This is a genomic window from Propionivibrio sp. (assembly GCF_016790145.1).
In the GTDB taxonomy this organism is placed as follows: domain Bacteria; phylum Pseudomonadota; class Gammaproteobacteria; order Burkholderiales; family Rhodocyclaceae; genus Propionivibrio.
On the sequence record NZ_JAEUOI010000140.1, the window covers coordinates 1 to 10,538 of the forward strand.

Genomic DNA, 10,538 nt, shown 5'->3' on the forward strand with positions numbered 1-10,538 from the left:
ATGGCGTTCATGAACTCCATGATCAACACCGTCTTGCCGACGCCGGCGCCGCCGAACAAGCCAGTCTTGCCGCCGCGCACAAAGGGGCACAACAGGTCGATCACCTTGATCCCGGTGAGCAGGATTTCGCCCATCCCGGCGGCTTCGGAAAGCGGTGCCGGTGCGGCGACAATGGGGCGGAATTCCCTGGCATCGAGGGGTGGCCCACCGTCCAGCGGATGACCGAAGATATCGAGCAGCCGTCCCAGGCAATCGGGCGTTACCGGCACCTGTAGCGGCCCGCCACTGTCGAACACCGGCAGCAAGCGGCGCAGCCCGGAGGTGCGATGCAGCGCGATGGCGCGCGCCCGTGATTCGTCGAGATGGCGATGCACTTCGAAGGTATAACGCTCACCATCCAGGCAGACGTAAACGGCCTGATGCAGCGGCGGCAGGCGATTGCAAAGAATGTCGATCACCGGTCCGTGCACCTCCTCGATGACCCCCAGCGGCGGCGATAGGGGTGCCGGGCAAGGCAGGCTTGCCGTTTGACTTGGCGAGAATGAAATCAATGACTCAGACATCATGGTTTGTCCGGAGCGAGCTTGCCAATTCTGTACTTGTTGAGCAACTCGTCCGCATAAGGCGAATGCGGACGGCCTTTGGTTTTTGTATTGTAGGCCTCCGTCGCCTCCTTGCCGCACCAGGGCAACACCAGTTCAGGCCGCGATGGATGTTCGGGCAGGTAGGCACTCAGGTCATAGACGCTACCACGAATCGCCATCCAGCAATTCTCCTCTGTCGCATGCCTGGCGAGATCCACTTTTGTATAGGTTTTCTCGGCCGCAGTGGCGAGGCTTTCATCAGCCGGTGGCAAGTACAGGCTTCCAGCCCAGAAGGCGGCGACCAGCAGCCAGAACAACAGGGTCGTGGATAAATAGAGACGGCGCATTATCGGAACTCGAAGTTTTCAAAGTGGATATGGCGGGGCGCGATGCCCCGGTCTTTCAGGGCCTTCCTGAGTCCGGCCACCATGCCGGGCGGGCCGCACAGATAACATTCATGATGAGCCAGGCTGGGAGCATCGGGAAGAAGCGTATTCAGATCGGGAACGGTCTGGCCGCTCGCTACGGCCTGAAGAGAAAGCTTGGGATCGTTCTCTGCCAATGCCTGCAGCTCGGGCAGAAACGCGGCGTCGGCCTCGGCCCGATAAAGATAGAGGAGCACCGTCTGCTGATTGACCGGCCCTGCCCGCAGAAGGGAGAGGAATGGCGTAATGCCAATGCCACCGGCGACCCACAGTTGCGGTACCGCCGGCCGCTCGGCCAGGAAATCGCCAAAGGCGCCGTGCACACGGGCCATCACGCCCGGCTCAATGGACTGGATTTTTCGCGTGCAATCGCCCAATGCTTTAACGCCAAAGCGGATCTCGCCGTCAGCCCCCACCGCACTGACGGTAAAGGGGTGAAACTCTCCGCAGCCCCTGAATGTGGGCCCGGCAAAAAAGGCGACCAGGGCAAACTGACCGGGTTTTACTTTAAAGGCATCAGCCAAGGGCTTCAGGGATATTTCGACCATGCCTTCAGCAACCGGTCTGACGGCTTGCACGGTATAAGGGCGGGCCGCCAATCCGAAGTCTTCCCGCACGATACGCCAGCCGAGAAAGAAAGCGGCCAGCCCAAGAATCGGCCATACCGGCTCGTCGATACCCAGCAAGACAAGGTGAAGCAAACCGAACAGCACGGCGAGCCCAAGCCCGACATGCAGCCAGCGCCAGGTACGATAGGGAATACGTTTCTCGAAGGTGACTGCCAGCCCAGCCATCAGCAGGAGCAGCGATAGCCAGCCCAGCCAGACCGGCCAACCCTGGCCAAAGGGAGAGAGCGTCTGCCAGGCCAGCAACCGGTTATCCGGCCAAGCGTCGAGCGCCAGAAACAGCGGATGCGCCAGCAACAAGACATAGGCGGCCATGCCCACCCAGTGATGCCAGCGATACATCCTTTCCAGCCCACCCAGCCCTTGGGCCAGCCTGCTTTCCCGGAGCATCAGGAGCAAACTGGCAAGCAGCAGACCACATCCGGCCCAGCCGACAACAATGCCCAGGCTGCGTGCCAGCGAAAGTCCTACGGGCAGCGCCCAATAGACCGGGCCGGCCATAGCGGCCACGACCAGCATGGGGATCGACAGAAAGCGCAAGGGATACATTGTTGGCGAGCGTCTCGATCAAGGGAGGCCTCAGGGCCTCGCCGGGCCGGGCTTGAGGTGCACACAGATATCCTGTCCACCGCTCGGCAAGACCATATCCCGCTGCCGCGCTCGCTCTTCCATCAACTGGTGATGCTTCACCTGGTAGGCCCGGCATTCCTCAAGCGTCGAAAAACCACGAATCGCGGATTGATGCTCGATCCGCTCTTCCGGGGTCATCAACTGCCAGCCTCGGGTGTTCGTTTCGCTGGCCCGCCACGGCCCGCGCGCGCTGGCCGGCAGCGCAATGGAAAGCAGCAGCAGGGCAAGTAAAACGCTGGCCCGTTCTTTTCTCAAATCAACCTCCAAGCTAAATGCTCTGTCAGCCCCCTATTATCGGGCGGCAACCAAGCTCATATTAGCGGAGACGAATCGGATACTGGAAGGATTCACGCTTATTTCATTTGAGAGGGATCAAGTGGCGGTCGCGGGACGAAGCAGCAGACCTCTCCACTTTCATCGAAGCTGACCTGGCAGGCATTGACCATCTGTGCCTGCATTCTTTTGCGTGCGCGTTGTACCCGCGATTTCGCTGCCGACAGGGAAATGCCGAGACGCCTGGCATAGGCCGGATGCGTCATTCCCTGCAAGTCGCAGAGCAGGATCGCTTCGCGGTCGGCTGGCGCCAGTTCGGACAATACGCGCGGAATACACTGGCTCAAGCTGTCCACCGGGTGCAACTCGGGCTCCGCTTCGGCGGCCAGATCCTCCGGCAGCGGCACCTCAGCTTTGCTCAGGCGCAGCCGGTCGATCAGCAGATTGCGCGCAACATGGAAAAGCCAGGCCCGCGGATTGTCGAGCTGGCAGAAATTTTTATCCTGTAGCAAAGCCCTGAGAAAAAGCTCCTGCAACAGATCGTCGGCATCGCCGGCATGGCCGGTGCGATGCAGCAAGAAGCGTCGTATTTCGGCCTGGTGCGCCTGCCACGCCTTGTTGAGGCAAGCGAGGGCGGAATCAGTCGGGCTGAGCACGGCGGTTCTCGATGTCCGTTATCACGCTACGACGAAACACTTCTTTTGCAACCACAACGAGACATTGACCAGGCCGATCATCACCGGCACTTCGACCAGCGGCCCGATCACCGCCGCAAATGCAACGCCCGAGTCGATGCCGTAAACCGCGATGGCCACCGCGATGGCCAGTTCAAAGTTGTTGCTGGCGGCAGTGAACGAGAGGGTGGCGCACTTTTCGTAACTGGCCCCCAGGCGCCTGGTCATGAAAAACGCAAAGATGAACATCGATACGAAATAGATCAGCAGCGGAATGGCGATGCGTACCACGTCCAAGGGGATACTGACGATCAGCTTGCCCTTCAGGCTGAACATGACCACGATGGTGAACAGCAGCGCGATCAGCGTGATCGGCGCGATCTTCGGCACGAAGCGGGTGTGATACCACTCTTTGCTGACAAAGCGCAGCATGATGACGCGGGTCAGCATACCGGCAATGCAGGGGATGCCCAGATAGATGAAGACACTCTCGGCAATCTGCCGGATTGAGATATCGACCACCGAGCCGGTGAGCCCGAAGAACGGCGGCAGCACGGTGATGAACAGCCAGGCATAGACGCTGAAAAACAGCACCTGAAAAATGGAGTTGAAGGCCACCAGACCGGCAGCATATTCGGTCGAGCCCCTGGCCAGCTCGTTCCAGACAATCACCATTGCAATACAACGGGCGAGGCCGATCATGATCAGGCCGACCATGTATTCCGGCTTGTCCTGGAGAAAAACGATCGCCAGGGAAAACATCAATATCGGCCCGACAATCCAGTTCTGAACCAGGGAGAGTCCGAGCACCTTCCGGTCGCGGAAGACATCGGGCAGTTCTTCGTAACGCACCTTGGCAAAGGGCGGATACATCATCAGGATCAGCCCCGCCGCAATCGGAATGTTGGTCGTACCGACCTGGAAGCGGTTGATGAAATCCTCGATACCCGGCAGCGAAAAACCAAGACCGACACCAAGCGCCATCGCGGCGAAAATCCAGACCGTCAGATAGCGGTCGAGGAAAGAGAGTTTTTTGCTTACGGCGCTCATTGATCGGCCTCTTCATGAATACGCCGTGCAGCCGCCTTGACTTCGTCTACCGAAAGCCTTTCAAGCGGCAGCGCAAGAAAAGCCCGAATGCGCCGCTCAAGATGCCGATAGGCGACTTCGAAGGCTTCCCGACGCGCGGCAAGCGGTTCGACATGCGCCGGGTCGTCGATACCCCAGTGCGCGGTGGCCGGATGCCCCGGCCAGATCGGGCAGACCTCTCCTGCGGCACTGGCGCAAACCGTAAAGATGTAGTCGAGCTGCGGCGCGCCCGGCGCAGCGAACTCGTCCCACGACTTGCTGCGCACCCCGGACGGCACTGCGACGCCATGCTTTTCCAGCGTTTCCAGTGCCACCGGGTTGACCTTGCCGGACGGCTTGCTGCCCGCCGAAAAGGCACGCACGCGACCCTCGCCGAGATGGTTGAACAGGGCTTCGCCAAGCACAGAGCGGGCGGAGTTGCCGGTGCATAGCACCAGCACGTTGATCGGACGGGAAGTACTCATTCTTGTTTTCCTTTCGGAATACAGAGTTGGGGATGACCGCAGCAGCAGTCTTCGGTCAGAAAGTCGATCAGCGCATTGATGCCGGCCATTTCGGCCCGGTAGCGCACGAAGCGCCCTTCCTGAATGGCCGTGACCAGCCCGGCCTGCGCCAGGGTCTTGAGATGAAATGAAAGCGTTGGCGCCGGCAGTTCAAGCTGTTCGCCGATTACTCCTGGAGTCAGTCCTTCGGGAGCGTTGCGAACCAGCAATCTGAAGACGGCCAGGCGGTTCTCCTGCGCCAGGGCAGCGAGAGCGCTTACGGCATTATTGTTTTCCATATTTCCAATAATATGGAAATATTGTCGGCTGGGCAATTACTTCCAGGGGAAAATCAATCAAGGGATAAAAGATCTGATTGGTAACCAGCCTGCAAGGCAGTCAGGACGAGCACTTAAAGCCACATGCCGAGCCAGCCACTGTTTGTACAGCTTCCACGGCTGACATTGCCAAGCCATTTACGTGGCTTTCAGGGCTTTTCCAGTTAGCGAGATAGGGTGCCAGCGACTCACGAACCTCTCCTCTCCCAAGGGGTAAGGGGTGGCCCTGGAAGCTGGCCTATTTACACATCTCGAAGGATCCATCATGCCGGCACACCCCATGGCCCTGGGCCACGCAGAGGGTATTTGATCCACAGGCCCTTTCTCTTTCGGAAGAAAAGCGGGAACCAGGAGATTACCAGTCACCCTTTGTGGATTCCGGCTTGCGGCGGAATGACGATGGGGAAGTGTGCCTCGTTCAGCCCGTGGACGAACAACATTGACGGGCATGATTTCAGCGCCGGGTGAAACTCAATGTGACCTCGCCGAGTCGAAAACCGAACTTGCTCATCACGGCGCGATTGAGCATGACCCGCTTGTCACCCTCGTCGATCAGGAACATCCAGTCATCAAAGTCGACGTTCCAGACCCTGCCATCGACCGGCAACGCCAGCACATAGCGCCAGCGCAGGGCGTTGCCGGCGGCTTCGCCCCGGGCCTCGCCGACCACGTCATCGGCACGGCCGACATAGTGCCCGGCGTCGACGCGCGTGATGGTCCATACCCGGCGCGATGTCGTTCCATCCGACCAGGTGAAGTTTTCATCGAGCGTACCGACATCGACGCCGTCGCGCTTTTCCCACCTGGCATCGATTACCACATGAAAGCGCTTGATCACCGCGCCCGAACGATCCTGAAACATCCCCCAGCCGTCGATCGTTCCGTTGAAGTATTGCGTTAGATCGAGCACCGGCCGTTGATCGCGGTAGCGTTCGAGCGAGGTTCCGGCACAGCCGCCCAACCCGAGAATGCCACAGGCAAAGACAGCCAGCCAAAGGGTTTTCATGGTGTTGACTCCAGAATTTTCCGCCAGCGCCAGGCGAGCACGGCGGCAATGGTTTTGAAGAACAGCGGCAGCAGGCAATAGACCGCCGACAGCCCGGAGGTCGCCGTAAAGTCGCCGGGCCGGTAGCCAGCCAGGTCAAGCAGCGGCAGTGAGAGGCCGGCAGCGAGCGCCAGATTGAGCTTGGCGACCAGATTCCACCAGCCGAAGTAGCCCCCGGCCTGCGCCGACTGGTTCTCCTTTGCGCCACTCCCGGCAGCACGCCCTTCAGCGATATCGGCGAGCAGTGCGGCCGGCAGCGTGAGATCGGCGCCGAGCGCCGCGCCGGAGAGCAGGCAGATGACAGCAAAGGCCCATACGTCGCCCGCACCCAGCAGCCACGCCCACGAAAAGGCTGCAATGGCGACAGCCATTGACGCCACCCAGGCCGCTACCCGGCCAAAGCGCCTGGACAGCGAAACCCAGAGTGGCAGGAAGGCAATGCCGCTGACGAAGTAAAGGGCCAGGAAAGCACCGCCCCACGCTTCGGCCTGCAGTACATCGGCGACAAAGAAAAGAACCAGCGTCGCCGGCAACGCAGCGGCGATCCCGTTCACTACGAAAACCGCCAGCAAACGCCGGAAGCGGAGATTGCCGAGAACACGCCACAGATCGCCAAGCAGCTTTCCCCCGGCTGGAATGCGCGCCACTGAGGCCGGAGCGCCGAGCAGGGTCACCAGTGCCATGATGCAGAGCAAGGGGACAAAGATCCACGCCAGCCAGGACAGCCCCTGCGCCGAATTGTCGGAAAACAGTCCGGGTAAAGCCGCTGCCAGCACCACGCCGATCAGGCCGAAGCCCTCTCGGCTAGCCGTCAGGCGCGTTCGCTCGCCTGAATCGCGCCCGAGCTCTGCGCCCCAGGCCTGATAAGCGACACTGGCCAGCGAAAACGCGAAATAAGTGAGCAGCATCGATCCCATCAGCCATAACGGCGCACCGAGCTCGGGAGGGTGCAACAAGGCGAGCATGCCGATTGCCAGCAAGGGCAGCGCCAGCACGATCAGGCGCTGACGTTTCGCCGTCCGGTCGCTCCAGCCACCGAGCAGCGGATCGATACCGGCATCGGCCAGACGTGCCGCCAGCAGCAATCCGCCGAGCAGGCTCAGGCTCATTCCCGCCGTTTCAGCGTAGAGGCGCGGTACATGCACGTAGACCGGCAGCGCCGCCATGGCCAGCGGCAGGCCGAGTGCGCCGTAGGCCAGCAGTTGGCGCCGCGGCAAGGGTTCGGCTTGCCGGGAAAGACCGCTCATCCTTGCGGTCGCTTGAGCAGCGCCGCCCGCAGCGAGGGGCTGCGACTTTCAGGATCAAGCCAGATGGCAAAAAAACGGCGGGCGAATTCCGCATCGGCTACTTCACCGCTGGCCTGTCCGCGATGATAGAAACTCGCGCCACGACCCGGATAGTGCACGCCGACGATGGTGTCGCCCTCCTTCACATCGGGAAAGACGCGCCGCAGATCGGTCGCCCAGCGCGACAGTTGCGCCTCGTCGGCACCCAGCCGGCGCATTTCGTCGAGGCTGGACTGCACCAGACGCTCGCGCGGAATGTCGCGCCGGTAGTCGAGTTGCAGGGCGATGGGCCCGCTACCCGGCAGGTTTTCCGGATCGGCACCAGCACCGGCAACCCACAACGTGGCGCGATACAGCGAAATCCCGAACCACGTCATCTCGCCGCTGCCCCACTGGCGCCAGCCCGGCTCACCTGTGCGTACGGACTCCGGCAGCGCCTGAGCGCTGGCCGCAACGAACAAGGCCAGCAGGATCAGTCGTCTCATCATTGATGCGCCAGTTCGAACTGCATGACGTCGGTACAGCCGCTGTTGAATCCGGCCTGGCAATAGGCGAGGTAGAAACGCCACAGCCGGTGGAAGCGATCATCGAAGCCCTGCGCTGCGATGGCCGGCCACTGCTGCTCGAATCTGGCCGACCATTCGGCCAGCGTGCGCGCATAGTCGCTGCCGAAAGCAAAGACATCGCGTACCGACAGACCGGCTTTCGCCGCCTGCCGTTGAAAAGCCGAGGGACTGGGCAGCATGCCGCCAGGGAAGACGTTCTGCTGGATGAAGTCGGTGCCACGGCGATAACGCGAGAACAGCTTGTCCTGGATGGTGATGCTCTGCACCACGGCGCGGCCTTCCGGTGCCAGCATGCGCTCCAGCGTCTTGAAATAGCTCGGCCACCAGCGCTCACCGACCGCCTCGAACATCTCGATCGAAACGATATGGTCGTACTGTTCACCGGCCAGGTCACGATAGTCGCACAGTGCGATCTTCACCGGCCCTTCCAGCCCGGCGCGCGCCATGCGCTGGCTGGCAAATTCGAGTTGCGCACGCGACAGCGTCACGCCAACGACATCGACACACGCTTCACGTGCGGCGACTTCAGCAAAACCACCCCAGCCGCAGCCGATCTCCAGGATACGCTGTCCCGGACGTGCATTGAGGCGGCGCAGGATGCGCCTATATTTGGCCAGTTGGGCAAACTCCATCGAGCGTTTTGCGTCGCCCGAGTACATGGCGCTTGAATAGCTCATCGTCGAATCGAGCCAGAGCCGGTAAAAATCGTTGCCCAGATCGTAGTGCGCCATGATGTTGCGGCGCGATCCGCGACGTGTATTGGCATTGAATAAATGACGAAAGCGGGACAGCAGCAGACTCGACCACTGCCCATAGACGGCGTGCGAGAGGGCTTCGCGATTGTTGGCGAGCAAGGTCAGCAACCCAGCCAGATCGGGAGTTTCCCACTCACTATCGAGCCAGGCCTCGGCGAAACCGACATCGCCGCGCTCAAGAATGCGCTCGAAAACCGCCCAATCGGAGATTTGTAGCGTTACTGACGAACCGCCATTGCCGAAACAAACAAGAGAGCCGTTAGGCAAGCGTACTTCAAGTGTTCCGTGACCGATTTTCTCCAGCAGTTTGAGTACCGCCCGTGCACTGCGCGGCAGGCGGGTTACCGAGGCCGGGGCGGTCAGGGGAAAAGTATTTTGCATCGCGTTCATCGCGTCGTCTCCTCAAGTGGAGGTTCGGGTTTGGTGAAGAAGGGCACGCGCTTGAGCCACAGCCTGAGCGCCTGCCAATGGATACGAAGAACCACGCCAAAGGTCAGCAGTGGATAACTGAAAAACGCCTTGAGCAAAGTCCGGTTGACCAGCGGACTGGCCTCCCCGGAAAGTGCGGTATGCAGCAGATCGCCACCCGCGTCGCCATGATCGATACACGCCAGCCGCCATGAGGGTGCATGGCCCGGCTCGGCTCTGGCGTAAAAACGGAAGCGATAATGCCCGGCTATATCCATGAACGGTGAGACATGGAACACTTTGTTCCGTTCAATCACTTCGCCGTCGCTGATCGCCCGCCCGTCGGCATGCGCCAGCAGGTAATTGTGATGCTCGCCGAAGGTATTGCTGACCTCGGCTAGTACGGCCATCAGTTCGCCAGAGCGATTGTGGCAATACCAGAAACTGACCGGATTGAAGACAAAGCCGAGCACTCGCGGGAAGCACTGCAATCTGATTTCGCCGTCGGCGACGATACTGTTCTTATCCAGCAGATCGCATATCCACGGCAAGGGGTGCGAACCATCGCGCGCACCGTGATCGGCAAAACGAAAACTGAACAGATTGAAGCGGTTCACCGAAAACAGTGCGCTCCCGACGCGCTCGATGCCCAACAAGGGCAATACGCAGAAGTACACCGGGTAGATGAATTGATGCCCCGCCGGCCTGAAGCGACGGTGCATGACCTGCCCGAAGAAGAGCTGGGCGTCCGCAGTCATGCCGCCAGCTCGCTGAGCGATTCAGGTTGCGCAGTCAGCGGCCTGCCGCTCACCGGCTCCACGACCTCGGCTCCCTGCCAAGGGGCTTTGCAGCCGAGGGCGTTGGCCACCTTCAAACCGGATTTCAAACCATCCTCATGAAAGCCGTAGCCCGTCCACGCGCCGCAATACCACACGCCGTGCTGGCCGGAAATTGAAGACAACTGACGCTGTGCGGCAATCGCCGGGCCATCGAAAAGCGGATGCGCGTAGTCGAACTCGGCGATCACCTTGCCGGCAGCCGGTGCACGCTGCGGATTAAGCGAAACCATCACCGGCGTCTTGAACGGCAAGGGCTGCAAACGGTTGATCAGGTAGGAAACATTGACCGGTCGCTGGTTCAGTTCATCCTTGCTGGACAGATAATTCCATGCCGACCACAGCGCTGGATCGCGTGGCAGCAGCGCCGCATCGGTATGCAGCACGGCCCGGTTCGCCTGGTAGCCGATGGCACCGAGCAGGCGGCGCTCCTGCGGCGATGCCGTATCGCCGAGAATCGTCTTCGCCTGATCGCTGTGGCACGCCAGCACGACCTGATCGAAGCGTTCAAGCGCGCCTGG

The 10,538-nt window shown here is 60.8% G+C and carries 12 protein-coding genes and 2 pseudogenes; all 14 read right to left on the reverse strand.

The features are described from left to right. Positions 1–566, reverse strand: a pseudogene (locus tag JNM42_RS11720) (hypothetical protein); the annotation flags it as partial. Continuing rightward, positions 563–931, reverse strand: a complete 369-nt coding sequence (locus tag JNM42_RS11725; RefSeq protein WP_294269852.1) for a cytochrome b5-like heme/steroid binding domain-containing protein — start codon at positions 929–931, stop codon at positions 563–565. The pseudogene JNM42_RS11720 and the gene JNM42_RS11725, both read right to left, overlap by 4 nt. After that, entirely contained in the window at positions 931–2,184 is a 1,254-nt protein-coding gene (locus tag JNM42_RS11730) for a ferredoxin reductase family protein (RefSeq protein ID WP_294269854.1), read from the reverse strand. The genes JNM42_RS11725 and JNM42_RS11730 overlap by 1 nt, the downstream gene beginning before the upstream one ends. A 30-nt stretch (positions 2,185–2,214) precedes the next feature. Next, positions 2,215–2,520, reverse strand: a complete 306-nt coding sequence (locus tag JNM42_RS11735) for a hypothetical protein (protein WP_294269857.1) — start codon at positions 2,518–2,520, stop codon at positions 2,215–2,217. Between the two features lie 98 nt (positions 2,521–2,618). Next, the gene (sigZ, locus tag JNM42_RS11740; RefSeq protein ID WP_294269859.1) at positions 2,619–3,194 is read right to left on the reverse strand and encodes an RNA polymerase sigma factor SigZ; all 576 of its coding nucleotides are present in this window, start codon (positions 3,192–3,194) and stop codon (positions 2,619–2,621) included. A 21-nt stretch (positions 3,195–3,215) separates the two neighbouring features. Further along, the gene (gene arsB / locus JNM42_RS11745) at positions 3,216–4,262 is read right to left on the reverse strand and encodes an ACR3 family arsenite efflux transporter (RefSeq protein WP_294269862.1); all 1,047 of its coding nucleotides are present in this window, start codon (positions 4,260–4,262) and stop codon (positions 3,216–3,218) included. Then, the gene (locus JNM42_RS11750; RefSeq protein ID WP_294269864.1) at positions 4,259–4,765 is read right to left on the reverse strand and encodes an arsenate reductase ArsC; all 507 of its coding nucleotides are present in this window, start codon (positions 4,763–4,765) and stop codon (positions 4,259–4,261) included. Before JNM42_RS11750 ends, arsB begins: the two co-directional genes overlap by 4 nt. After that, positions 4,762–5,082 (reverse strand): metalloregulator ArsR/SmtB family transcription factor, encoded by a 321-nt coding sequence (locus JNM42_RS11755; RefSeq protein ID WP_294269867.1) that lies wholly within the window; start codon positions 5,080–5,082, stop codon positions 4,762–4,764. Before JNM42_RS11755 ends, JNM42_RS11750 begins: the two co-directional genes overlap by 4 nt. 493 nt (positions 5,083–5,575) lie before the next feature. Next, on the reverse strand, positions 5,576–6,127 hold the full coding sequence (locus tag JNM42_RS11760) for a DUF3833 domain-containing protein (protein WP_294269872.1): 552 nt from the start codon (positions 6,125–6,127) through the stop codon (positions 5,576–5,578). Continuing rightward, positions 6,124–7,413 (reverse strand): MFS transporter, encoded by a 1,290-nt coding sequence (locus tag JNM42_RS11765; protein WP_294269875.1) that lies wholly within the window; start codon positions 7,411–7,413, stop codon positions 6,124–6,126. The genes JNM42_RS11760 and JNM42_RS11765 overlap by 4 nt, the downstream gene beginning before the upstream one ends. Beyond that, positions 7,410–7,940: a chalcone isomerase family protein gene (locus JNM42_RS11770; protein WP_294269879.1), complete on the reverse strand. Its 531-nt coding sequence runs from the start codon at positions 7,938–7,940 to the stop codon at positions 7,410–7,412. The genes JNM42_RS11765 and JNM42_RS11770 overlap by 4 nt, the downstream gene beginning before the upstream one ends. After that, a complete protein-coding gene (locus JNM42_RS11775) occupies positions 7,937–9,163 on the reverse strand; it encodes a cyclopropane-fatty-acyl-phospholipid synthase family protein (protein WP_294269882.1) in 1,227 nt (408 codons plus the stop codon). Before JNM42_RS11775 ends, JNM42_RS11770 begins: the two co-directional genes overlap by 4 nt. Then, positions 9,160–9,939, reverse strand: coding sequence for a DUF1365 domain-containing protein (locus tag JNM42_RS11780; RefSeq protein WP_294269886.1), 780 nt, complete (start codon positions 9,937–9,939; stop codon positions 9,160–9,162). Before JNM42_RS11780 ends, JNM42_RS11775 begins: the two co-directional genes overlap by 4 nt. Beyond that, a pseudogene (locus JNM42_RS11785) lies at positions 9,936–10,538 on the reverse strand (NAD/FAD-binding protein); the annotation flags it as partial. The gene JNM42_RS11780 and the pseudogene JNM42_RS11785, both read right to left, overlap by 4 nt.

Excerpts from the sequence above, each read along its gene's own strand:
- JNM42_RS11725 (WP_294269852.1), bottom strand. The coding sequence starts at position 931 with ATGCGCCGTCTCTATTTATCCACGACCCTGTTGTTCTGGCTGCTGGTC.
- JNM42_RS11730 (WP_294269854.1), bottom strand. The coding sequence starts at position 2,184 with ATGTATCCCTTGCGCTTTCTGTCGATCCCCATGCTGGTCGTGGCCGCT.
- arsB (WP_294269862.1), bottom strand. The coding sequence starts at position 4,262 with ATGAGCGCCGTAAGCAAAAAACTCTCTTTCCTCGACCGCTATCTGACG.
- JNM42_RS11750 (WP_294269864.1), bottom strand. The coding sequence starts at position 4,765 with ATGAGTACTTCCCGTCCGATCAACGTGCTGGTGCTATGCACCGGCAAC.
- JNM42_RS11755 (WP_294269867.1), bottom strand. The coding sequence starts at position 5,082 with ATGGAAAACAATAATGCCGTAAGCGCTCTCGCTGCCCTGGCGCAGGAG.
- JNM42_RS11760 (WP_294269872.1), bottom strand. The coding sequence starts at position 6,127 with ATGAAAACCCTTTGGCTGGCTGTCTTTGCCTGTGGCATTCTCGGGTTG.
- JNM42_RS11765 (WP_294269875.1), bottom strand. The coding sequence starts at position 7,413 with ATGAGCGGTCTTTCCCGGCAAGCCGAACCCTTGCCGCGGCGCCAACTG.
- JNM42_RS11770 (WP_294269879.1), bottom strand. The coding sequence starts at position 7,940 with ATGATGAGACGACTGATCCTGCTGGCCTTGTTCGTTGCGGCCAGCGCT.
- JNM42_RS11775 (WP_294269882.1), bottom strand. The coding sequence starts at position 9,163 with ATGAACGCGATGCAAAATACTTTTCCCCTGACCGCCCCGGCCTCGGTA.
- JNM42_RS11780 (WP_294269886.1), bottom strand. The coding sequence starts at position 9,939 with ATGACTGCGGACGCCCAGCTCTTCTTCGGGCAGGTCATGCACCGTCGC.